This window comes from Xylanibacter ruminicola (assembly GCF_900107775.1).
Taxonomy (GTDB): domain Bacteria; phylum Bacteroidota; class Bacteroidia; order Bacteroidales; family Bacteroidaceae; genus Prevotella; species Prevotella ruminicola_C.
Genome location: NZ_FNRF01000001.1, coordinates 347,701 through 372,362 on the forward strand (window position 1 = coordinate 347,701; position 24,662 = coordinate 372,362).

The following is a 24,662-nucleotide window of genomic DNA, read 5'->3' on the forward strand; positions in this document are numbered from 1 at the left end:
GTTTTAACAAAAACTTATTGTACCTTTGTGGCGAGAAAATAAAAGGCATGAAGATACTCATAGTAAATACAAGCGAGCGTACAGGCGGGGCAGCTGTAGCAGCCAACCGCTTGATGAAGGCTCTTAATAATAGCGGTGTAAAAGCCAAGATGCTGGTACGCGATAAGGAATCGGATACTCTGACGGTAGCCCAACTCCCCACGTCGCCTATGAAACGCTGGCATTTCCTATGGGAGCGTCTGGTGGTATTCTGCCATCTGCACTTCAACAAGCAGCATCTGTTTGAGATCGATATCGCCAATGCAGGAACCGACATCACCAACATGCGCGAATTCCAGGAAGCCGACATCATCCACCTGCACTGGATTAATCAGGGCATGCTATCGCTCAACAGCATCCGTAAGATTCTGCGTAGCGGCAAACCTGTGGTATGGACCATGCACGATATCTGGCCAGCCACTGGTATCTGTCATTACACCCGAGGTTGCGGCTATTTTAAAACCACCTGCAAGCAATGCCAGCTGTTGCCAGGTGGCGGCTCGGCGAACGACCTTTCGACCGCCATCTGGAACCAGAAACAGAAGATGCTGAGCGAGCACCACATATCGTTTGTAGCCTGCAGCAAGTGGTTAGAGGGCGAGGCCAAGAAGAGTGCCCTGCTACAGGGGCAGCATATCTGCAGCGTACCCAACCCTATTGATACGCACATCTACCACCCCGAAGACAAGCAACAGGCCCGTCAGCATCTGGAACTGCCAACCGATAAGCGCATCATACTATTTGTGTCGCAACGTGTTACCGACGACCGCAAGGGCATGGCCTACTTTACCGATGCCATCAACCGCTTAGCAGAACAGCATCCCGAGACACGCGAGAACACGGTGATTGCCATCTTAGGTGGACACTCAGAGGATGTGGCTCCCCAGTTGGCACTGCCCGTTTATCCATTAGGCTATGTAAACGATGAGAAACGCATTGTGGATGTTTACAATGCAGCCGACGTGTTTGTGCTGCCATCGCTTGAGGACAATCTACCAAACACCATTATGGAAGCCATGGCCTGCGGTGTGCCCTGTGTAGGATTCAGAGTAGGCGGCATTCCCGAGATGATCGATCATCAGAAGAACGGCTATGTGGCCCGTTTCCGCGATGCCGACGATCTGGCAACCGGTATCAACTGGGTGCTCAGCAATACCGACTATGCGCAACTCGCTCAGCAAGCCGTACATCAGGTAAACATGAGCTACTCGCAGCGCAGTGTGGCCTCGAGATATATCGAAGTGTATAATCAGGCGATGGCCTACAAGCATTACAAGATATGAATCCACTGACTCAAGCCGTGATACTCTCGGCCTCAACCCTGCGCATGATTCCACATATTATATTATACATGGCGAATCGCAGCAGGATTGCGCCCGATTTAGAGAAGTACTCTGCCGACGGCAGTGGTATAGGGGCCTTTATCAAAGTGTGCACCCGACAGAAGGTGTTCCGCAACCTGTTTTATTACCGCTTGGGCGAGTATGTATCGGTATTCATCAAATGGATGCTTCCCCCCGACCCTACACTCCACATCTGGTGCCCAAGCATCGGACCTGGCGCCCACTTTGAGCACAACTACGCCACCTACCTGAATGCCGAGCGTATTGGTAGCAATTTCTATTGTCTGCAGCTGGTAACATTAGGCAACGACGGTAAGATGCAGCGCCCCATCATCGGCGACAACGTGAAAATATTTACCGGCGCCACCGTGTTTGGGGGCATCACCATCGGCAACCATGTAACCATCGGTGCCGGCGCCGTAGTTTCCAAGAACGTACCCGACAACTGTACCGTTATCGGCAATCCCGCCTATATCGTTAAGAAAGACGGACAGAACTGTAAAATTGAATTATAACATGAGTGAGATACGAATTACATACGTTACCATAACCTATAATGCAGCCAAGGTGCTGAAACGTACACTCGACAGTATGCTTGAGCAGGACTACCCTAACATCGAGCACCTGATTATAGATGGTGCATCGACGGACGACACGCTGAAAATGGTAAACGACTACATCGCCCAATCGAATGCGGCCGAAAACGGGCATCAGATACAGGTAACATCGGAGCCCGACAAGGGTATCTACGATGCCATGAACAAAGGTCTGAGATGCCTCACAGGCGATTACGTATGTTTTCTGAATGCCGGCGATTTCCTGCCCGGCCCCGATACTGCAAGCAAGATAGCAGAAACTGTCAACTGTCAACTGCCAGCAGTTGCGTACGGCGACACCAACATTGTGGATGACGAGGGAAACTTTCTGCACCATCGCCGACTGTCACCACCTGAGCACCTCACGTGGAAATCGTTCCGCCAGGGCATGCTGGTATGCCATCAGGCATTTTATGCCCGTGCCGATTTCGCCATTGCCACACCTTACGACATGCAGTACCGCTACTCGGCCGATGTTGACTGGTGTATCCGGGTGATGAAAGCTGCCGCCAAGGAGAATGTACCCCTGCAGAACCTGCACATGGTAGTGGCCAACTACACCCAGGAGGGACAAACAACACTCCACCACCGCGAATCGCTATTGGAGCGATATCGAGTGATGGAGCATCATTACGGACGCGTGCAAACCTTGCTACTACACTGTTGGTTTGCCGTCCGTGCGTTTCTCAAATACTAACTAACTATCTTACTATGAACTTCTGCTTATTAACAATATAGATGCCCTTGGCCAGTCCGCTGAGGCCATCACTACCCTTCTTAGCCGTCTTAACCAATCGGCCATCAAGTGTATAAACCTTCTGCTCATCCTGAACATCGGTTTCAATGGCACGGATGCCCGTAGTGCTTACCACACCTTGCAGGCCCTCTTCATCATAATAGCCGCCATTAGTAAAGGCCAAGTCGCCAGTCTGGTTAGTGGTGCCATCGTTAAAGATAATGCCCTCGTTAGTGCTACTCTGGCTCTTGCGATCAGAAGCCTTATACGTCCACTTCCAAACAGTACGCCCCTTACTATCCTCACTCAACTTCTCACAGTTCACGCCAGGCCACTGATTACCAGTATAGTTATACTGCTTGTCCCAACGCCAGCACTTTATCTGGCTGCCCCAGCTCTTAGGTGCAACAAAGAATGCACATGTTTCACCCTCGTTTACTGTACAAAACGATGGTATCTCTACGACCTCCGATGATTCATCCTCCTCAGTGATGGCCTTTACAGACGAGAGATCCACACTTTTTGCAGCATATACCTTATAATTCTTTCCTTCTACAGCCAGCTCGTAGGAAGACATATCCTTATCAGTTGCAGTCACATCTAGCTGACCAAGCAACAAAAGCAAATTACCTTTTGCACCCTTTACCTCCAACACGAATCCATTGCTTTTACTGGTGGCCGCCAGGATTTCACTTTGATTTGAAATTTCAGCAGCCTTCCTAAGAGCAATGAGTCGTTTAAGTGTACCCTTATAAGCTTGCCAATGCTTCAGGAACAAACAGGGCGTACCTGGCATTGTGAGAATATAGGCATTAGCCGCACAGATGTTTGCACCTAGAAAATCTTTTTTCCCCTCATCTCTGCGATAGGTATCGTGGTTATCCACAAATGTCACACTATAACGGGCATAATTGACATCGTTCGACAACTTGGAATTTGACAAGGCGCTCCAATATCCACTACCAAAGGCTGAATTAATCTGATATTTCATAGGGAAATCAAAAGCAGCACTCTGAATAACGCCATTAATCTTAGTGCTATCGATCCAGTCTGTTACCACTTTCTTATTACTATCCCAACACTCACCTACGCTATATGTCGGCTTCGACGAGTCATTATACATACCCGTATATTTACCAGCATATCCCTTTACCATATCATAGCGGAAGCCTGCGTAGCCTAACTCTTTCAACAAAAAGTCGAGATAGGTTTTTACGTTTTTCTGCACAGTGGCATTGGTATGGTCCAAATCGCGATAGCCAGGAAAGTTATCGCCTGTATCCTTGGCACCTGTGGTCTTATAGCCATTACTATTACATTCATCATCCTGACAGATGCCCGAGAAGTTGGTATTATCCCACTCTAGTTTGTAATCACCATAAGTTTCAGCAGGAAAATCGGTCCATGAAGTAAGACCATTCTTGTGATTAATAACCACATCCTCGATAATTCCAGTACCTTTATCCTTAAAGGTCTGTATCATCTTCTTTAACTCATCAGTTGTACCCCAACAAGAGTTATGATCGAGCCAGAAACAAGGGTCGTAACCCATTGTCTGTCGCTTATTATGATAGTAATCCGAAGTTTTTCCACTCTGAGGTACCCAAATCAGATCGAAATACTGCGAGAGCTCATCAGCCTGCTGTTCCAACACAGTCCATTTGGAATCGGCATAGCCGTCCCAATAAAAGCCCTGTAGCATGACGCCTTTGTAATTCTCTGGCCATCCCTGTGCCACAGCAGCAACTACCACCAAGCAGAATACCAATGTGGAGTAAAATCTTCTCATATGCCTTTTAGTTATCTGTATTACTGAATCTGCTGCAAAGATATGAAAAAAGCCGCTTGGTTATTCCCCAAGCGGCTCATTTTATGCAAGTTATCTTGTGCAACCGTTTGCACGAACACTAGGATTTCGTTGAGTGATACCTGAATTCTTTCAACGCAGGAAGAGCCTTGCCTGTATGGTTATCGAACAGGCCACGATTTAACCAGCATGGCAACAAATCATTTCCACACGCATTCTCTTCAGGGAACCACCAGAAGACTCCAGTAACATTCTTATGATTAGATAGTTCATTCATCAACTCTCTAACAAAAGACGCCTGACCTGCAAGTGATATGGGATAAAACTCAGCATACTGGTCAGGTCCTGTAGCCCACTTATCATTTTCATGAGAATAATAGGCCGCTGTTTCAACAATCATCACTTCTTTGCCAGGGAAAGTAGACTCTAAATTATTGAGAGTAGTACCGAGGTTCTTAACAGAATTATGCCACATAGGATAATAGCTTAGTCCTATAATGTCATAATCAAGACAATACTTTTGCAAGTGCATATAAAAGGATCTTGTCATATCCCACTCTCCTGCACGTTCTGTATGGATTACAATTTTGGCTTCAGGACACACCTCACGACAGGCTTTGCACCCTTTACTTAACAATTTGCATAGTACGCTCCAATTATCATCTTTCATAGGATGAATGCGCCCGACAGGCCAAAGCATCCCAAAAGTTATTTCATTGCCGACCTGAATCATATCAGGTACCACGCCCTTTGCTTTAAAAGAGCTTAAGACTCTAGAAGTATAAGCATACACACTATCCGACAAAGATTCTGGTTTTACATTTTCCCACAGATGAGGTATGGTTTGCTTGCTTGGATCAGCCCAGTAATCGCTATAATGAATATCTAAAAGAAGATCAAATCCGGCATCTTTTACACGCTTACTCAGATTTAATGCATATTTTAGATCTTGGCAAACCCCCTCTTCTTTATGCTCTTGGGGGGCATATTCAGGATTTACAAAAAGGCGTACTCGTATGGCATTCCAACCCATCTTCTTAAAGAAGGCTAATGGTTCTATCGGCTTTCCATCGAAATCACGATAAACTGTCCCCGCCTGTTCATAGGATGGCAACAGCGAGATATCTCCACCCAGATATTTCCTAGGTTGACCATTTGCAACCATCGCCAACATCAACAGGAAACAAAATAAACCTTTTTTTCGCATGACTTGTTTCTCTAAATAATCAAGCGGGGCACTTTTTGTAAAGTGCTCCGCCCAATTCTATTTAACTATAATTTTATTCAACTACTTTAGCAATACTCCAATTACCGGTGATGTCGTTCAGATAGAAGTCATAAGTACCAGCAGGTACCTTGATGTTTTCACCACCAGGCTTTAAGTAGTACTTTTCCTCATCAATAGATGCACTACCATCGCCACCCCAGCTTACATCCCATTTGTGGTTCGCACGGAATTTAAGCTCAGTGTCCTCAGCAATGGTGCCACGACCATACCAGTTATGAGGAGCTGTTGCTACCTCGGTGAGCTCAATCTCGCCAGTATCTTTCCAACCGTTGAATCCACCAATAACGGTAATAGCCTCATATTCTGCAGTAGGAGCATCAATGATGGTCCACTCGTAGGTTCTGCTTCCCATATTTACTGTGAAGGTAGCCCATACTTGAGACTCGCTCGGACCAATGGCACCACAACCATCAGCGTCACCACCGAAGATCAGACTACCAGTAGCAGCCGTAGAACCATTTTCGCCACCAAAGACAGCATTCCAGTCGCCGAAGTGCTCTTCCGACCAGAACTTCATGCTCCATTGACTGTTCCATGAAGTAGTGTATGAGAAATTATTGCCACCAAGTGCATACATCAGACACTGCTTGTTTTCTGAGCTCCATCCATTGGGCACACCTACCACATAGTACTTGGTTTCCTTTGGCTCATACTTGAAGTAGAACTTATTCATATCAAGGGTAATCAACCAATCGCCTGCACCTTTGATAACAGGAGTCTTAAAACCGCCAAAACGTGGGTCTCCAGCCCATGCCAGGATATTGGGCGAAGCCCCGTCACCATCTTTTTCACTTCCCATAGCTGCAGCATCGAGAGCGCTCCATTCTGGATTTGCACTTTCAACCCAAGGTGTTGCTGCATAGAACTTATACCAGTTATCACCCTCGCTCGTGGTTGTTACCAAAGCCTGATAAACACCTGGTTCAACCTCCGTCATCTTAATTGGATTAGCCTTATTCCATACTTGGAAGTCACCAAGAAGTACATAACCGTCTGAGCATATCTCTGGAGTAGTAGAGTAAGGAGTCAATTTCACCTCTGTCTCTGCAGATACAGGAACAGCCTCACCTGTAGTCAGGACTGCTGCCCATTCAGTATTTACCTTAACAGCATGAGGAGTAGCAGAACGGTCTAAAGTAGCGATTTCAACAAGTGAGTCCAATTGCGATGTCGTCACAACGATTTTACCATTCTCATATGTATAAGGAAGATTTACACCGTTGATAGTACAACTCTTCAGTGCTATCGAAGCTATGCTTTCGTCAGCTGAAGCAGTTACAATTTCAGCTGTCTTTCCTGCATTGTCCATTACGACAGTTGCCTGACTTCCTGCAACAACAGTAATGCCATAAGCAGCGGCTGGGTCACCTTGAGGATTTGACTGAGGTGCAGCCCAGTCGTTGAAATCCTCGTTACAAGAGGTGAATGCTACTGCACAGAGCAGCATTCCACCTAATAATATATGTTTCTTCATACGAATCATTATTTATTTAATTATTCCACAGAACCAGTATTGTTGTCGAAGTTTACCTTCAGAGTCTTACCTGCAACAGCAATAGAGTACTCCTCACCAACATCATCGCGCCAGTTTCCATTGCAGTTATGCTCTTTGTCACGCCATACGATAGCACCGTCAACAACGGTGAACTCTGTACGCCACCAATCCTCACCAGGAACAACTATGTAAGCACGAAGCTCAGCAGGATCGCCAGAACCAATACTCCAGTTGCTGAACGTAAACTCACCCTTAGCATCAGGAGCAGTCATCTCCTCAGCAGTCCAGCTGCCACCGCCAACGCAGTTACCAATAACACAAGCCTTACCTGGGCCTACAACAACCTTTACATTAATCTTATCACCAACAACCTTAGTAATAAACTCAAGGACATACCAACCGGCCTTACTGAATACAATGTTACCATCGCCTGCAGCAGTAATCTCGAGTCCATCTACCTGATTATCCCACTCATCAATGAGGTCGTATCCGAACCAGTCTTCTGGCTTATAACCCCACTTGAATCCGTCACCTCCATTATATATCATGGTATAGAAACGTCCGTCTTTACTATTACCGGTATCGAATACAGGTGTCAGAGGTTTCCATGTGCTCCATGCATCGGCGATAGAGTTACCACACACATAAATAGCAGTTGGTAATGTAACATCTGACGGAGTATCATAACTCAGTACATTCAGCTGAATTACATTAGAGAACACTTCTCCAAAATGCTCACCTGTTCCTGCAAGGAAGGCGCGAATACGGACATACAGAGGTAATGTTCCCTCAGGATCGGCATCTTCATGGGCTGCACGATACATATCCAAAACAGCTGCATTCAATGTTGCTGCAGGAATACTTATCTGAGTAGAAGTATAAGTATCTTTCATCTCATTCCACTCTCCTTCGGTATTACCGTCAAGAGAGAGTTGAACTGCATAAGTCACAGCAGCAGGCCATCCGCCATAGTTAGGCTGTTCTTTAACTGTCACATTAACAGCTGTAGCAGCTGGCAAGTCGTATACGTTATTTGCTGCGAATTCAGGTGTATTGAGTTCAAATGACTCAGGCACAGTCAGTGTAGGGTTGCTACCATTGTCGTCACTACAAGAAGTGAACAAAGGCAAAGCAGCTACCATCGTTATCAGCAGACTATAATATATCTTTTTCATATTCTTAATCTTTTTGATGTTTGATTATTTATTAATAACCCGCATTCTGCTTCAGATTCGAGTTGTTCAGCAAGTCGTTAACAGGTATGCCAAAGATGTAACGGTATGCTGGAACGTTGAAAGTACCAAAGCGGACCTGATCCATACGATTTCGTCCCTCAAACCAGAACTCTCTAACCCACTCGTCCTGAATTTCAGCAAGAGAATAGTTCGTCTTGGTAGCCGCATGAGCACGCTTGTGAAGCTCATTAATCTTACTTGCAGCATCAGATGTACTTCCGTTCAGGCGAGTTTCTGCCTCAGCATAGTTCAAGTAAGCCTCAGCAATACGCATCAGAGGGAGGTCTGTATCAACTTTAACCTGAGAACTTGTGTTATTACCATCAGAACGAACATTACGGAACTTAACACATCCATAACCATTTACGTTTTCAGAGCGGTCTTCGATATTACGAGTAAATCCTGTAGTATAGAACAAAGCACGATCGTCGCCAGCAGCATCTGTAACGTCCTGAGTCTTTGTAGTAATAGCAGGAGCATCAACACCTTCGCCAAAGAACTTGTCAACAACAAAGCCTGTCAGCTTGCCACACTTACCCCATGAGCAGTCTGTTCCTGAAGGTACACAAATATCCATATCGCTATCTGTTGGCTTGTCGTACATAGACAGCACCAAGAAATGCATAGATCCATGACTCTGTGTATCGATACCATGATTCAGTACTGGATAGATATTCTCGAATTGAGCGCCATTGGTATCATTATCTGCAAGGAACAGCATCTGATAGCCAGAATAAACCTCACCAGTCTTTGGGTTGGTAGCACCTGTAGTGCAAAGGTGGTAATAACCATTATTAATAACCTTATCGGCATACTCCTTAGCTTTTGCCCACTGTGCAGTGCCTGTGTAAACTTCTGCATTCAGATAGAGACGAGAAAGAAGAAGCCATGCAGCAACCTTATCTACACGTCCATAAGTATTCGTTCCTGCAGCAGCAAGATCTCCTTCAATAGCTAACAATTCATCTTCAATAAATTTAAAGTACTGATCACGAGTATAACGTTCACCAGCTGTAGTACTAACGTGCTCTGTGAAAGCAGCATTAGCATAGAAGTCCATTACGTAGTAATACAGAAGAGAACGGATAAATCGAACCTCTGCACGCTTTTGGGTAATCTCTGCTGTTCCATCCTCAGGAATTTGATCGAGGTAATAGTTACACAATGTGATAGAGAAGAACAAACGATAGTAAAGACCAACTGAACTTACATTGTCAGCACCCCAGGTCTGATTAATCAACTCTGGGAGTCCAGTATCATCCCATCTCCATGTTGCCTCACCAGTAGTGAGCTCGTTAAGTTCCCAAGCCTTACGGTATAGGTCAGAACGACCCTCGTCGATATCAAGGATATCTTTCCATGCATCATCATTATCACCAGGACCTTTCTGGCCTGTAAGAGCAAAACAAGAGTAAATCTTGTTAAGCAAAGCATCAGCATCCAACTCGCTGGTTTGTTGCGGATTGATATTCTCCACATCAAGGTCTCCTGTGCATGATGTCGTCATAGTGCCAAACGTCAAAATAGCGACAACTACAGGAATCAATGATTTGATTTTATTCAGTATCATAACTTATAATCTTTAAAATGAATGATTTAGAAATTAAGGGTCAGACCAAGAATTCCAACAAATGGACGTGGATACATGTTGCCATCATAGCCGCCATCGATTTCAGGATCGAGTCCCTTATAATCAGTGATAGTGAATACATTCTGTGCTGTAGCATACAAACGACCACTGGCCTTAAGACCAAAGAGTGTGTCGAAGCTATAACCGACTGTAATGTTGTCACACTTCAAGTAAGAGGCATTCTGGATGTAATAGTCGCTCAAAGCGCCAATAACTGTACCGGTCTGCCAGTTCTTTGGTCGAGCAATATCAATCACATTGTGCCATGAATTACCCAAGAACACATTTGAAAGCACAAGGTTAGAATTACCAGCCTCTACACCATTATATACATAGTTGTTGAAGCTTGCACGAAGAGAGAAACCAAAGTCCCATTTCTTCCACATCAGTTTTGAGGTAAAGCCCATAGTTACATCAGGCGACGACTTCTTGTAGAAGTAGCGGTCGTCATTGTTGATGATGCCATCAGCATTGCGATCTACATATTGTCCCTCAATAGGCTGACCATTTACGTCGTAAACCTGCTGATATACGTAGTATGCTTCAACAGCATGTCCTACCTGCCAAGCTTTCACACCATCGGAACCTGAGTCACCAATAGCCAGGCCACCATGCAAAATCTTATAGCCTTCACCAGAGCTGGCAATCAGTTCGTCAATCTCATTCTTGTTGTATGTGAGGTTATAACCAATTAGCCAATTCCAATCCTTAGTCTGGATAGCACGCCAGTTTGCAGCGAACTCGAAACCAGTATTGTGCAAAGAACCAATATTACTGGTTACTTTATTCTTAAAGTTAGTACCTACAGGAACTGTAACTGTATTAATCAGGTCCTTCGTCTTACGATGATATACATCAAAATTCATAGTCAGACGATTGTTCAGGATTCCGAAATCGATACCAGCATTCCATGTAGTAGTCTTCTCCCAAGTCAATTCTGGATTGTAAGCATCTGGACGATAAGTACGTCCGTCACCAAATATCGGATAGTATGCGCCCTGAGAGTTTGGAGTATAAGTGGCGATATAGGTATAGTCGCCAATACCCTCCTGCTGTCCAGTGATACCCCAGCCCAGACGGAGTTTGAAATCAGAGAGCCATTCAGCTTTCTTCAGGAAAGGTTCTTCGTTAATCTTCCAAGCTAAAGCTAATGATGGGAATACACCCCAACGGTTGTCCTTAGAGAAACGTGAAGAACCATCATCACGAAGTGTGAAAGTCAACATATAACGGTCCATCAGTGAGTAGTTGAAACGACCGAAGAATGAAACGAGGTAATTCTCTGTCTTGTAAAGTGTATTCTCGGAAGGCAAATAATACTTACCAGCTAAGGCATTGCCATTCTCATCAACTTTCTGTGAAGTTGAAGGGTAGATACCATAGTAGAAGTAATCACTCTTCTTATGGAAATGCTGCCACTCATAACCTGCCATGATATCAAAGTGATGGATGTCTAAAACATCTTTCATGTACTGAGCATACATATTAAATGAAAGGTTGTACGTATCCTGCGTATTCCATCCATAGTTACCATAGTAGTATGTACCTGAAGAATAGGTATAAGGACTCTGCGACTTGTTTGTCTTACCTGTGCTGAGATCCATACCCATATTCAGATGAATGTGCAAATCCTCAAAGCCGTGGATTTTATAGTCAGCCTCAATATTACCAATCAGAGCCTTTGATTTACCCTCATCACTATAGTTATTCAGAGCTGCGACTGGGTTACCTGTAGCAAAAGTGTTAACATTAGTATTACCCCATGCAGGATCTTGCCAGTCTGTAGAACCAGGCCACTGCCAGTATCCACCAAAACCATTATTCTTGTTAGAATCATAGATGGGCTTTGTGGGATCCATGTAGATAGCGCCACCAATAGCAGATCCTGCATTAGCATATCTTGTCTTAGAATACATTCCTTTGGCATTGAAGTTAATGTTCAAGTGGTCGTTCAGGAATGAAGGAGACAGGTTTACACTTGCTGTATAACGCTGATAGTTACTAGTCTTAACAATACCATTCTGGTCAGTATATCCGAAAGATACGCGATAAGGCATATTCTTTACACCACCAGAAACTGTAATATTGTGGTCAGTACTTATTGCGGTACGATAAATCTCATTCTGCCAGTCGGTATTGGCAAAAAGATGATTACCATTAGCATCATAATAACCTAAGTTCTTGTAGTAATCGCTGGCCATGTACTGTTCTTCCGTCAGGCCTTTCTCGTTCATTACACGATCCTTGACATATTCCATGAACTGAGGACCGTCCATTACGTCCATAGTCTTTTTAACGGCACTTACAGAGATATTGCCATTATAAGAAATACGTGGTTTAGAGTTCTTCTGACCTTTCTTAGTTGTGATGATAATTACACCGTTAGAAGCACGGCTACCATAAATTGCAGTAGCAGAAGCATCCTTCAATACCGTAAACGACTCGATATCATTCGGGTTTACCAAGTTCAGAGGGTTAGAAGCACCCTGAATACCATAGCTGTCCATTGCCAGTCCATCAATTACAATCAGAGGATTGTTTGAGGCATTCAGTGACGAACCACCACGGATACGGATGGTTGCACCACCACCAGGTTCACCACCGCTGTTAACGATATTTACACCTGCAATCTTACCCTGCAACATATCCTGTGCAGAGGTCTGCAGTCCGTGGTTCATCTCGTCAGGTTTAATAGCTGTTACAGAACCTGTCAAGTCACTTTTCTTAGCACGGCCGTAACCGATAACAACGACGTTCTCAAGTACTTGAGCGTCGTCTTTCAGCGTTACGACAAGATTGGGTGCTGCCTTTACGGTGGCGTTCTGATAGCCTACATAAGAGATGGTAATAGTAGCACCTTCGTTAGCCTTCAGCGTAAAGTTACCGTCGAAATCAGATACGGTAGCGGTCTGAGTGCCGTCAACACGTACTGTTGCGCCGATAATGGGTTCGCCTGTAGCATCTTTCACATGGCCCTTTACATCAATCTGAGCAAAGGCACTTACCGACAGGAACAGACCTAAAATAAGGCCAATTATCCTCATCGGGAATTGAATGTTTACCTGCTTCATCATTACATTTGAATTAGAGTTAATTTGTTATTGTTATATCGTTTTAAGCTTCTTGGGAGCTTGAATTTACAGTTTCATCGGTGCAAAGATAAATCAGATTTCAATACGTTCTTCTTTTTTTTGTTTAAAATTGTTATTTTTACGATGCAAACGTTTGCATAACAATTCAGCTACCATAATCTTGCTTAATTATATATAAATATGTATATTTGCAGCGAAATAAAAAAGCTACCAAATGAAACAGCTACTACTGCTAATGGTCTGCATGCCACTTATGGCATCGGCCCAGAACATATCAAAGGTGTGGAGTCCAGATAATGGCGACGGGACCTACACCAATCCCGTTATTAATGCCGACTATAGCGACCCCGATGTATGCGTGGGTGCCAACGGCGAGGATTATTACATGACGGCATCATCGTTCCAATGCGTACCCGGTCTGCCCATCCTACACTCAAAGGATCTGGTAAACTGGGAGATTATCAATTACGCATTAGGCAATCTGTACGAAGGCGATGAGACTTTGCTCGAGCATTTCAGCACCCCTCGTCATGGCGCAGGTGTATGGGCACCCAGTATCCGCTATCATGCGGGCTGGTACTATATCTATTGGGGCGACCCCGATTTTGGCGTATATATGGTAAAAACACAGGATCCTGCTGGCAAATGGTCTGCTCCACTTTGCGTTATCAAAGGCCAGGGCTATATCGACACTACCCCGCTTTGGGATGAGGATGGACGTTGCTATATGGTTAACGGATGGGCCAACAGTCGCTCTAAATTTGCATCGGTACTTACGGTTCGGGAGATGTCGGCTGATGGCACCCGCCCTATCGGTCAGCCGGTGATTGTGTTCGATGGTAACGGCACCGAGAATCGCACTTGTGAGGGTCCGAAGTTCTACAAGCGAGATGGCTGGTACTGGATTATGTGTCCGGCAGGTGGCGTGCCTACGGGGTTCCAGTTGGCAATGCGCAGCCGCAGTCCATACGGACCATACGAGCACAAAATTGTGTTAGCCCAGGGTAAGACCGCTATCAATGGTCCGCACCAGGGCGGTTGGGTGCATACAAAATATGGCGAAGACTGGTTTCTGCACTTCCAGGACAAGGAGGCTTATGGACGTGTGGTTCATCTCAACCCCGTTGACTGGAGCACCGGTTGGCCCATCATGGGTAAGAAAGGTGAGCCCGTAAGCACTTACAAAAAGCCCAAGAGCGACTCGAAACTGGTAGTGAACCCTGCTGAGAGCGATGAGTTCAACGGTGTAACATTGGGCAAGCAGTGGCAATGGCACGCTAATTACGATGAGAAATTCGGTACTGCCACCGCTTTTGGCACCTATCGCATCTATAATTACAAACTCTCCGATAACTTTGTAAACTTCTGGGAAGTACCGAATTTACTGCTGCAGAAGACACCAGCCGACAAGTTTACGGCTACCACCAAGATTCGCTTTACCTCGAAGGCAGAAGGACAGTTAGGCGGACTCATCATGATGGGGCTCGATTATTCGGCGCTGGTTGTTAAACGTGTGGGAAAACAGTTCCAACTGCTGCAACTTACTTGTAAAGGAGCTGATAAGGGAAATCCACAAGCAGAACAACTCATTGCAACCCTGAAACCCACTGCCGAGGATAGAACCGACTACAAGCCAGCTATCCACATGGATATCTATCTTCGCCTGAATGTAGAGCATTCGAAGTTGAACTTTGCCTACAGTCTGGATGGCAAGAACTTCAAACCCTGCGGTACTGAATTCCAGATGCGCGAAGGCAAATGGATTGGCGCAAAATTCGGTTATGTATCCGTTGATTCTAATCCCAAATCAGATCGCGGAAATCTGGATGCCGATTGGATTAGAATTACGCCATAGGAGAAACTGGTACAAATAACTTGCTAAGCAAGTACAAACAGTAAGCTTAACAGGTACAACGAGCCTATTCATCTATCATTAGGGTATAGGCAAATTGAAATGTACTACAGATGCTTCTTGAAGAATTCGAGCACACGCTGCTGGGCGTTCAGACCACAGCTGTGGGGGATATCCCAGAGTTCGGTTTCCAGTTTATCGTCGGCACCCTGACTTTGCCAGGTGTTATGCATGATGGAAAAGGCCTTTTCGACACCAGGCACAGGGAACAGTTTATCCTGTTTACCATTGATAAAGAGCATGGGTTTAGGGCAGGCGATACTGGCCACATGGGGATAATCCATCCAGCGACGCAGACCAGGGAAACAGTTGGCAAAGCCGCCATTCTCGGTACGATCGTACTTAAACGACAGCTGTTCGTCGGCATCTTTTACAACTGCCGCCTCTTCGCAAGCCAAAGGTCGAATCATCTTTTCCTTACCTATATATAAATGGGCGCCATGATCGTGCAACAGGTTGATGGCTGGGAACGGGCCTTTACCATCGGGAACCAATACATAAGCCGGTACGGTGTAGTATTGCGACAAACGGATTTCAATCTTCTGAGCCTTATAGCCATCGCGCTGTTCCTCGAAGAGCACCTTAGTCTGATAGCCACCGGCAGGTGGTGGCGGTGGCATCAGCATGCAGTCGAACACTTTTTGGCGTGCAATCTTCTTCCACTTCCCAAACTTCTTGATGCCACTATTCTCCCAAGCCAAGGGATAATCGAAATGGGCAATCAGCGAGTCGGCATAAACGGGCAGATTACTCACAAACTCGAATTTTTCGCGTTTCTGCGCTGTAGCATTAAGACAGCTGAACGCCATCAACGCAAGGATTATTTTACTTGTTTTTTGAGCCATAGCATCTGAGTATAATTTGTTTCTGAAGTAGTCCAATGTTCATTGATAGGTGTAATGAGCGATTCCTTGGGTGCTGTTATCAGATTCCAGACAATATAGCTGGTAGTTGGCGGACACACATTATCATTGTATCCCCATGTAAGATAAACCGGACAGGTAATACGACGGGCAAAGTTTACTACATCGTAATAAGCCATAGTGTTAACCTTTTCGGGAGTGAACATATTCTTCAATCGGTTAAAATGAGGATAGCCACCAGCACGGTTATCCAAGTAGCCGGCCATATCACTTAAAGCCGGATGGTTGGCAACACAGGCTGTTACACGAGGATCGAGACCTGCCGTAACGAGCGAAAGGGCCCCACCCTGACTACCGCCTTGTACAAAAACATTCTGACCATCCCAATCGGGGAGTGATGTAAGATAGTCGATAGCACGCACACATGCCACATACACATGCTTCATGTAGTAGTTATCGCGATCGTCGAGCCCATTAGTAAGATACCCGTTTTCGTAATCAAAAGCCGTGGTTATCTCCTTAAACTGCTCGTCGGTCATCTCTGGGTTCAGGCCGTGAATTTCCATCTCCAGACGGATAAAACCATTCTTGGCGTAGAAAGTACTACGCATAGGCTCCTTGATGGTTTTGATGCCAGCGCCTGGAGGACAGAGCACAACGGGGTACTTGCCTGCCATCTTGGGCTTGGTAAGATAGCCATAGACGCTGTGACGACGATCGGTCATGATTTTCAGAAGATAGCAATCAAACTCGTTGGTAGTATACTTATCTACCTTATTACAACTTACCGAGACAGGCGTTTTGCGAGCCTCATTAAGGTTTGCTTTCCAGAAAGCATCAAAGTCCTGAGGATTTTTGGTATAGGGTTTCAGTTGCTCAGGCGAGAAGCCTACCTTTACGTGGTGCTGATACTTGCCATCAACACTCAGCCGCAAATCAAGAAAACCAGGTTTCTTCATCGTGCCCATATCAATCACGGCACGACCATTCTTAAGTGCTACCTTTCCTGATGACGTAGCAGGCATCATATCAGGCCCAATCTCATAAGTCACCTCTACATTCTGTGGCATGCCATATAGGCTGAACGACACTTCGACCTTAGCACGCTCACCAGTCTTATAGAGCCAATCGGCATGATTGGGCACTGTGAGCCACATGTAATCCGAACGATAGGGATAATTCTCAGCCAGAACAGTCGCCAGACTGCCTAACACCAAAAGCAATGTAAATAGTAATTTTCTCATCTCTGTAGTTTGTATGGGTGCAAAATTACACGATTATTTTCAAAATGCAAAAGTTTTATCTTTTTTGTTTCTTCTTTAAAAAAACTTCCTGCTATTTCACAACAACAGGAAGCCATAATACTTACTTCAATTAACTAATCTAACTATAATCCTATATGAATCTCTGTCTTATTACCAATATGACCATAATGATTAATAGTACTAACTGTATATAACTGACTATGCTTCTGTGTTATTATTAGATGGTTATCCTTTACAATACCAACTACTTCGTTTTTATCGTTTGTAACCAGATATCCCTTTGCTCCTTTTACCGATTTCCAATGCAGTACGCCTTTTTTATAATAAAGTTTTTCAGGAGCAGGTAATGATTCCATATAACTGCGGGGATTCCAGCCATCGGCTGCCATAATCATATTCTGATAGTTGTACTTGGCAGCTTCGGATGCTGTGATTGTAGTCTGACTACTGCCCGAATACTTGTTTCCCGTGTTGCGGTCGGTATATGTATAGACGGTTTTACGCTTCCCTGTATTTATTAATTTTCCTTGATTATCATGGCTACGGTATTCAGCAAAAAGATAAGGAATGGTACCCATATCAGTCCAACCTTCAGGGGCAACAGGAATAAGCATCTTGGTGTTAATCCACACGTTTACAGGATTGTTATGCCAAGGACGACCTAATTTCAGTTTTCCATCGGCTGCCTTCTGATTTCCATCCACAATACAGTTTAAGAACGCATAACCATAACGTGCTTTGGTGTGGCATGGTGCGGTAATAATCGATCCGCTACGCACATTGTAAAAGGTAGTTTCTTCAGCAAGAACATCGCCACTACCATAGATGTAGTCAACGGCACCCTCCAGATAGCAGTCCTTAATATAATGGCGATCGGTATCGTTGGTGGTTGTAAACCATGTATCTTGAAACGACAGAAATCTGCAGTTGTAGAATGCCATCCTATCGGCAAACGTTCTGATGGCCAATGCTTGTGGACCAGCCTGTTGGCGGGTTCCCCAACTATTCTCAAGAGTTATATTCTCCATATAGAAGTTACTACCCCAGTTATCCATCACCGCATGATGTTTATAATTTTCTGATTGGGGATTGTTAACCGAGTATTCAAATTGTTGGCTATCCTTACCGCCACAATGCATGGTATGACGGATGATGGTACTTTTTGCATCTTGTCCAATAAGATGTATATAAGTCTTTTCAGCGGGAATATCCACCAGCTCATCATATACACCATTCTTAATAAAAATAAGATACGGGCGCGTAGAATTCGCAGGAGCAGCATTAATAGCCGCCTGTACGCTAGTGTAATTACCACTGCCATCAGAGGCAACAACCATATCAAACACCTTATTGGCTTTATTCTGGCCATAGCCTACTACACTTACCAGTAGCGATAATAAAATTGTTTTAGTACGTTTCATTTTTTGTTTTTAAAGATTTTGATGGCGCAAAGATAGAAAGCCATACAATATTTTAGGGCGATAATCGTCCTAAAGACTGCGTGGCGTATATTTTTCCTCGTTTTCGGGATTATTTTTTACCCTCGGCAAACTCCTTCGGTAAAACTCCTGTTAGTTTCTTAAAGCAGCGGCTAAAATATTTGGGGTCGGAAAAACCGCTCTTATAAGCTACATCCGACACACGCATATCGGTAGTAAGCAAAAGTTTCTTGGCATAGTTTATACGGGTATTGAGCACATAGTTATTGGGCGAGCTATTGAATATATGCTTCATGCGTACGAACAATACTGTACGACTAACATACATAGCCTGTGCAATATCGATAACCGACAGATCAGCATTATCAATATTGTTCTCAACATATTCCTTTATGCGCGAAGCAAACAAACAATCTTCATGGCTTAGTGTTTCATTATCTTCCTTTATCTCCTTTACTTCTTCAGTAATCGGGAGCAACTCTTTGATACGTTCACCCAGCAGTTCTATTTGTTCTTTGCTAGAAAGTTGTACATTTTTCAACTCACGCTTTAATCTTCGTACGTATCTGATTGCCGAAAATCCACCGATCACAAAACATGTAATGAGTAATCCATACAACATCCAAGCCCAAGGTGTTTCGTTAAAATATGCAGAACGGTGCAGAATAATCGTCTGCTCGTTATCAGTCCAAACGCCATCGCCATTGGTTGATTTGATATGCAATGTGTAATCGCCTGGCGCCAATCGGGCATAATTCAGTTCATTACTTCGGGTATATCGCCACTCACTGTCAATGCCATCCAGTTTATATGCATATACAATCTCTTCGTTTTTATTGTAATCTAATGCAGCAAAGCGGATACAAAAATCTTTCTCATCGGGCGACAGAAATACTTCTTGAGCACAATTAAACACAATTCGAGGTACGAAATTACTTTTCTTCATTTCGTTAGGATTGATGGGTAATATACCTAAAGTGGTACTGAATACGAGCGTTCCATTTGGCAGGACTGCAGGTGTTGCCTCAGTAAACAACTCGCCAGCATCCGGAAACAGATTCCAATAGTTAGTGGCTAATCCTGTTTGGGGGTTTAACATGCTTAACGACCCTGCAGACACTATCCACACATTACCATTATTATCTTCGGTCAGCGTTTGGTTCATATCCGACGAGATACCCTCATCAACGGAGAAATGTTGGAAATGTATCGTATCGCAGAGAAGTTTATGGGAAAGTATTAAATCTGTTCCTCCACCTGAAGTCGTAATATAGAATTGACCACTTTTGGTTTTAAGTATCTCGGTAACAAAATTATTACTGATACTATGAACATCGTTAGGTCGACGGTTGTTGATATAGAACACCATCTTTTCGTAGGGATTGTTCAATGATGCCGTGTACAGTCCGTCGTTAGTACCTAACAACAGTGTACCATCAGGCAACACACTCAAGCATCTACTCCTAAGCCCCTTCTGAGGAAACTGTTTCAACAAATTTCCACAATGCATAAAACGGGTTTGGCCGTTTGACAGCTGTTCGGCAATGTTCAGTCCGCCACCAAAGGTTGCAATCACAAGTCTGTTCTTTGCATCCTCAGCAATGTCGTATACCGAATTACAATTGATAGAGAAAACATCCTTAGGGTCATTACAGAAATGCTCCACCTGATAGCCTCCATGATGAGGAGTAAGTTTAAACAGTCCATCAGGTTTGGTGCCTATCCACATCCGTCCTTTGCTATCTTTGTAGATGCAATATGCAGCATAACCAAAAGGTGTGCGACTATTCGAGAGACCACCATCGGCCGTAAGATACTGTGTTTGTTTATTCTTGTTTAGCAGTCGGATGTAGCCGTTCTTATCAGCCACCCACAGGTATCCTTCATCGTCGGCATAAAGGGCACTTACCACCTCTTCTTGCTGACTGTCTTTCAAAGTTGTAATGGGTGCGGATATATCCGAGATACGCTCCAACCCACGATGGGAGTTTACCCAGATACCATTCTGCTGGTCTTCCAACAATATGCTAAACTCAATATTCTGATATTCCTTAATGTTCTGTACCTTTACTTTAACTTTGGGCGAGGGATGAAACAGATGAGGTTTCACCTTTTTATTATATAAGGTGAACTGCGACGTCGCAGGATTGAAAAGATAATATTTATCATTCGACCAGCATACAATCTGATGATCTGGCGTCTCCTCTACATAATTAATACGGTTAGACTCCAGTGGCGAACGATCGCCTGGACGTGCTTTGAAGGTTTCAAACCGATAGCCGTCGTACCGACGCAAGCCATCCCAAGTAGCCAACCATATATATCCGTTGCTATCTTGTATCATGTGTACGACAAGTGCTGATGAAAAACCATCTTCCTCACCAAAGTGCTGAATCTTGGTTTTATGTCCTTGGATGGCAAAAGCACATATAGCCACCAAGCACCACGCCGTTAGTAGTAAAGAGAATCTTTTCATGTTAAAACAGTTATTTGCCGATACAAAAGTACGAAAAATAAATCAGAAAAGTGTATTTTAGTTCTAAATCTGCCGAAATAGGACTTTTTTAACCGTAAAATGTACTTCCTTCACCCTATTGCGTACATAACATGTATAATTTTGCGGTCGATTTTAACTACTAAGTTTTATTTAAATCAATCAATTTTAATAACTAAATCAAAAAAGTATGTTTAAAAGAACTCTCTTTTCTATGATTTTCCTGTTAGCCCAATTAATGGCTTTTGCTCAGGGTGGACAGGTAAAAGGTATTGTAAAAGATTCCAATGGCGAACCTGTTATCGGTGCTACCATTACCGAGGCAGGTAATTCCAGGAATGCAACTGTAACTAATTACGAAGGTAACTTTACGTTGAAACTGTCGCCCAAAGGACGTCAGATTGTGATTTCCTATATAGGAATGAAGACGAAGACCTTACGTGTAACAGCAGGTAAACCTATTAATGTTACACTCGAAGAAGATGCTACCACATTGAGCGAAGTAGAAGTGGTAGCAGTAGGTTATGGACAGGCTCGACGCCGTGACTTAACAGGTTCAATATCGTCGGTAGGCGAAAAAACGCTCAAGAATATCCAGACTACCAATGCTGCTTCGGCAATTACAGGTCGTGTGGCAGGTGTTAACGTTGTTACCACCCAGGGATCGCCCGATGCCGATGTTACCATCCGCGTACGTGGTGGTGGTTCAATCACCCAGAATAACGAACCTCTTTATATTATAGATGGTTTCCAAGCTGGTAGCATCAGTGATATCCCTGTAACAGATATCGAAAGTATCGACGTTTTGAAGGATGCCTCATCTACGGCAATCTACGGTGCCAAGGGTGCCAATGGTGTTGTACTGGTTACCACCAAGAGTGGTCGTGCAGGTAAAACCGAGGTAACCTTTAATGCTTCGATGGGTTTGAACAACTTCTATAACGAGACCGAGGTGCTGTCGCCATACGAGTATGTGTACCTACAGCGCGAGCTTGACAATACCGACAAGGCCAGTTTCTTTGACCGTTACGGACGTTGGGAAGATATCGACATCTACAAATCATATCAGGGAACCGACTGGCAGAAGAAACTGTTTGACCGTACTGGCGTAAAACAGACCTACAATGTGAATATCAATGGTGGTACGAAAGACCTGATTTACAGCATCAGCTATACCCGGGATGACGAGAGCTATATTATGGAGGGCTCTAAATTCAAGCGCGATGCACTGAACACCAAGATAAGCAAGAAGTTCTCGGATAAGTTACGCCTTGACTTTAATGCCAAGATGACCTATCGTGTGATTGACGGTCCGAGTGTGTCGTATGGCAACAAACTGCGTGACTGTGTAAAGTATCCACCCGTTAAGACCTTGATTGACCTTGGTATCGACGATTTGGGTGGCGACGACCTCTCGTACGAAAATATCAGCTATCTGCAGGACCCATTCTATAACATTGCCAACGAGTACAAAAAGCAGAAGAACTTTAATAACTCGTACAACCTGGCACTTACATGGGATATTACCAAGTGGTTGCAGTGGCGCACTGAGGGTACTTATGGCTTTAGCTACAACCGTCAGGACAACATATTCCTGGCCAATACCGGTGAGGCTAACGGCCGTTCAGGTATGCCTGTGGCTAAGCGCCAGTATCAGGAGGGCAACAACTGGACTTTCCGTACCATGCTGAACTTCAAAAAGGATTTTGGCAAACACCACACTGATGCCATGGTTGGTTTCGAAGGTAACAACTCTGAGTCGGACCGCATGAATATTGAGGCCGACTACTTCCCTCTCGACTATACCGTTGACAACATCCTTGCCATGTGGAACAACGGTACATCAGAGCCCACCTGTAGCACTATTAATGAGCCAGGCCGTACGCTGTCGTACTTTGGCCGTGCTAACTACGTATATGGGGGCAAGTACTACTTTACCTTTACACTGCGTTCCGATGGTACCAACGTATTCTCGCCAGGCAACAAGTGGGGTGTATTCCCTGCAGTGGCAGCTGCTTGGCGCATTACCGACGAGAAATTTATGGCAGGAACACGTGATTGGCTCGACAATCTGAAGCTCCGCTTGAGCCATGGTGTATCGGGTAATGCCCGTGTTGGTAGCTACTGGCGCCAGACCTACAGCCCTGTAACAGCTGTTCGCAACCTGTATTTCCAGAATGAGACCGGTCAGAGCAGTCTGCAGCCCTCAACCGTGTTGCGTAACGACAAACTTACTTGGGAAACCAAGCACTCTACTAACGTAGGTATCGACTTTACTATACTTAAGAAGAAACTCGACGTATCGGTTGATTGGTACAACGATGTAACTAAAGACCTGATTATGTCGGTACAGCTGCCCTCAAACTCTGGTTACAACACCCAGTATCAGAACTTAGGTCAGACCACCAACCGCGGTATCGAGTTCACTGTTAATGCAAATATCATCGACACCAAGGACTTCTACCTGGGCGCCAACTTCAACATCTCGTTCAACAAGAACAAAGTTGACCACTTGTATGGTACCGAGAATGACGAGATGATACTTTCGGGCGGTTCGTTCCCCAGCACAGGTAGTGATAACTACCGAGTATTTGTGGGCGATGAGGTAGGACTGATGTATGGCTATGTTTGTGATGGCTATTATAGTTTCGACGACTTTACCTATAACGAGACCACTCAGCGCTGGGTGCTTAACGAAGGCGTTGTAGATGTAACAGGTGTATTGTCGCGTTCAGGCGCTTGGTTCGGTCCTGGCCATTTGAAGTTGAAAGACCTGAATGGTGATGGCAAGGTAGATGCCGACCACGACCGTAAGGTAATTGGTCGCGCACAGCCCAAGCACACAGGTGGTTTTGGTATCAACATGGGTTGGAAGGGCTTAGACCTCACAGCACTCTTCAACTGGTCGTATGGTAACGATGTACTGAATGTGAACAAGATTGATAACACCTCTTACGATCTCTCAAAACGTTATCAGAACATGAGTACCGAGATGTCGTTGGCCAACCGATTCACCGTTATCGACCCTGTTACAGGCTTTAACATCTATAATGGCGAACATGCCGATCCTGCAAAATTACAGGAGTTGAATCAGGGCAAGACCATGTGGCACCCACTGATGAACAACAGTATTACTACCGACTGGGCTGTTGAGGATGGTTCGTTCCTGCGTCTGGGTACACTCACACTTGGCTATTCACTGCCTCAGCAGTTGCTGAAGCACGCCGGTATCAAGCGTCTGAGAGTTTATGCCACAGGCACCAACCTTTTCTGCTGGACAAAATATAGCGGACAGGACCCTGAGGTAAACATTTCATCAAACAACATGGTGATGGGTTACGACCGTTCGGCCTATCCTAAGTCACGCTCTTGGGTGTTCGGTCTTAATGTAACATTCTAAAAATGTAATATCAAACAAAGAATAATGA

At 44.6% G+C, this 24,662-nt stretch carries 15 protein-coding genes; 5 read left to right on the forward strand and 10 right to left on the reverse strand.

The window, feature by feature from the left end:
• The first annotated feature begins 47 nt into the window (after positions 1–47).
• Genes BLU97_RS01185 through BLU97_RS01195 form a run of 3 tightly spaced genes read left to right on the forward strand, consistent with a single transcriptional unit; the run spans position 48 to position 2,675 of the window.
• Positions 48–1,322: a glycosyltransferase family 4 protein gene (locus BLU97_RS01185; protein ID WP_074760374.1), complete on the forward strand. Its 1,275-nt coding sequence runs from the start codon at positions 48–50 to the stop codon at positions 1,320–1,322.
• Positions 1,319–1,897, forward strand: coding sequence for a serine acetyltransferase (locus BLU97_RS01190; protein WP_074759875.1), 579 nt, complete (start codon positions 1,319–1,321; stop codon positions 1,895–1,897). Before BLU97_RS01185 ends, BLU97_RS01190 begins: the two co-directional genes overlap by 4 nt.
• 1 nt (position 1,898) lies before the next feature.
• The gene (locus BLU97_RS01195) at positions 1,899–2,675 is read left to right on the forward strand and encodes a glycosyltransferase family 2 protein (protein ID WP_074759876.1); all 777 of its coding nucleotides are present in this window, start codon (positions 1,899–1,901) and stop codon (positions 2,673–2,675) included.
• Positions 2,676–2,679: 4 nt separating this feature from the next.
• Here BLU97_RS01195 and BLU97_RS01200 read toward each other — a convergent pair whose 3' ends face one another.
• The 6 genes from BLU97_RS01200 to BLU97_RS01225 form a co-directional block, all read right to left on the reverse strand.
• On the reverse strand, positions 2,680–4,503 hold the full coding sequence (locus BLU97_RS01200; RefSeq protein WP_074759877.1) for an alpha-amylase family glycosyl hydrolase: 1,824 nt from the start codon (positions 4,501–4,503) through the stop codon (positions 2,680–2,682).
• A gap of 118 nt (positions 4,504–4,621) precedes the next feature.
• Entirely contained in the window at positions 4,622–5,728 is a 1,107-nt protein-coding gene (locus tag BLU97_RS01205; RefSeq protein ID WP_074759878.1) for an arabinogalactan endo-beta-1,4-galactanase, read from the reverse strand.
• 73 nt (positions 5,729–5,801) lie between these two features.
• On the reverse strand, positions 5,802–7,283 hold the full coding sequence (locus BLU97_RS01210) for a DUF5115 domain-containing protein (RefSeq protein WP_175456276.1): 1,482 nt from the start codon (positions 7,281–7,283) through the stop codon (positions 5,802–5,804).
• A 20-nt stretch (positions 7,284–7,303) separates the two neighbouring features.
• Positions 7,304–8,479 (reverse strand): SusF/SusE family outer membrane protein, encoded by a 1,176-nt coding sequence (locus BLU97_RS01215; RefSeq protein WP_074759880.1) that lies wholly within the window; start codon positions 8,477–8,479, stop codon positions 7,304–7,306.
• Positions 8,480–8,510: 31 nt separating this feature from the next.
• Positions 8,511–10,109, reverse strand: a complete 1,599-nt coding sequence (locus tag BLU97_RS01220) for a RagB/SusD family nutrient uptake outer membrane protein (protein WP_074759881.1) — start codon at positions 10,107–10,109, stop codon at positions 8,511–8,513.
• A 26-nt stretch (positions 10,110–10,135) separates the two neighbouring features.
• Positions 10,136–13,243 (reverse strand): SusC/RagA family TonB-linked outer membrane protein, encoded by a 3,108-nt coding sequence (locus tag BLU97_RS01225; protein ID WP_074759882.1) that lies wholly within the window; start codon positions 13,241–13,243, stop codon positions 10,136–10,138.
• 232 nt (positions 13,244–13,475) lie between these two features.
• Between BLU97_RS01225 and BLU97_RS01230 the strand changes: the two genes are divergently transcribed.
• A complete protein-coding gene (locus BLU97_RS01230) occupies positions 13,476–15,116 on the forward strand; it encodes a glycoside hydrolase 43 family protein (RefSeq protein WP_074759883.1) in 1,641 nt (546 codons plus the stop codon).
• Positions 15,117–15,220: 104 nt separating this feature from the next.
• Here the strand turns inward: BLU97_RS01230 and BLU97_RS01235 are convergent, their stop codons facing one another.
• The 4 genes from BLU97_RS01235 to BLU97_RS01250 all read right to left on the reverse strand — a co-directional run bounded on the left by BLU97_RS01235 (position 15,221) and on the right by BLU97_RS01250 (position 21,216).
• Positions 15,221–16,018 carry a hypothetical protein gene (locus tag BLU97_RS01235; RefSeq protein WP_081352803.1) on the reverse strand — a complete coding sequence of 266 codons (798 nt, stop codon included), beginning with the start codon at positions 16,016–16,018 and terminating at the stop codon, positions 15,221–15,223.
• Positions 15,994–17,280 carry an acetyl esterase Axe7A gene (gene axe7A / locus BLU97_RS01240; RefSeq protein WP_074759885.1) on the reverse strand — a complete coding sequence of 429 codons (1,287 nt, stop codon included), beginning with the start codon at positions 17,278–17,280 and terminating at the stop codon, positions 15,994–15,996. Before axe7A ends, BLU97_RS01235 begins: the two co-directional genes overlap by 25 nt.
• A 143-nt stretch (positions 17,281–17,423) precedes the next feature.
• Positions 17,424–18,722 carry a pectinesterase family protein gene (locus tag BLU97_RS01245; protein WP_074759886.1) on the reverse strand — a complete coding sequence of 433 codons (1,299 nt, stop codon included), beginning with the start codon at positions 18,720–18,722 and terminating at the stop codon, positions 17,424–17,426.
• A 109-nt stretch (positions 18,723–18,831) separates the two neighbouring features.
• The gene (locus tag BLU97_RS01250) at positions 18,832–21,216 is read right to left on the reverse strand and encodes an AraC family transcriptional regulator (RefSeq protein ID WP_081352804.1); all 2,385 of its coding nucleotides are present in this window, start codon (positions 21,214–21,216) and stop codon (positions 18,832–18,834) included.
• 208 nt (positions 21,217–21,424) lie between these two features.
• Here BLU97_RS01250 and BLU97_RS01255 point away from each other — a divergent pair, with 208 nt between their 5' ends.
• Positions 21,425–24,634 (forward strand): SusC/RagA family TonB-linked outer membrane protein, encoded by a 3,210-nt coding sequence (locus BLU97_RS01255; protein ID WP_074759888.1) that lies wholly within the window; start codon positions 21,425–21,427, stop codon positions 24,632–24,634.
• Positions 24,635–24,662: the final 28 nt, after the last annotated feature.

Bases quoted from the DNA above. Each gene is read 5' to 3' on its own strand.
- BLU97_RS01200 (WP_074759877.1), bottom strand. From the start codon at position 4,503: ATGAGAAGATTTTACTCCACATTGGTATTCTGCTTGGTGGTAGTTGCT.
- axe7A (WP_074759885.1), bottom strand. From the start codon at position 17,280: ATGAGAAAATTACTATTTACATTGCTTTTGGTGTTAGGCAGTCTGGCG.
- BLU97_RS01235 (WP_081352803.1), bottom strand. From the start codon at position 16,018: ATGGCTCAAAAAACAAGTAAAATAATCCTTGCGTTGATGGCGTTCAGC.
- BLU97_RS01220 (WP_074759881.1), bottom strand. From the start codon at position 10,109: ATGATACTGAATAAAATCAAATCATTGATTCCTGTAGTTGTCGCTATT.
- BLU97_RS01215 (WP_074759880.1), bottom strand. From the start codon at position 8,479: ATGAAAAAGATATATTATAGTCTGCTGATAACGATGGTAGCTGCTTTG.
- BLU97_RS01195 (WP_074759876.1), top strand. From the start codon at position 1,899: ATGAGTGAGATACGAATTACATACGTTACCATAACCTATAATGCAGCC.
- BLU97_RS01225 (WP_074759882.1), bottom strand. From the start codon at position 13,243: ATGATGAAGCAGGTAAACATTCAATTCCCGATGAGGATAATTGGCCTT.
- BLU97_RS01185 (WP_074760374.1), top strand. From the start codon at position 48: ATGAAGATACTCATAGTAAATACAAGCGAGCGTACAGGCGGGGCAGCT.
- BLU97_RS01205 (WP_074759878.1), bottom strand. From the start codon at position 5,728: ATGCGAAAAAAAGGTTTATTTTGTTTCCTGTTGATGTTGGCGATGGTT.
- BLU97_RS01210 (WP_175456276.1), bottom strand. From the start codon at position 7,283: ATGAAGAAACATATATTATTAGGTGGAATGCTGCTCTGTGCAGTAGCA.
- BLU97_RS01245 (WP_074759886.1), bottom strand. From the start codon at position 18,722: ATGAAACGTACTAAAACAATTTTATTATCGCTACTGGTAAGTGTAGTA.
- BLU97_RS01190 (WP_074759875.1), top strand. From the start codon at position 1,319: ATGAATCCACTGACTCAAGCCGTGATACTCTCGGCCTCAACCCTGCGC.
- BLU97_RS01255 (WP_074759888.1), top strand. From the start codon at position 21,425: ATGTTTAAAAGAACTCTCTTTTCTATGATTTTCCTGTTAGCCCAATTA.
- BLU97_RS01250 (WP_081352804.1), bottom strand. From the start codon at position 21,216: ATGAAAAGATTCTCTTTACTACTAACGGCGTGGTGCTTGGTGGCTATA.
- BLU97_RS01230 (WP_074759883.1), top strand. From the start codon at position 13,476: ATGAAACAGCTACTACTGCTAATGGTCTGCATGCCACTTATGGCATCG.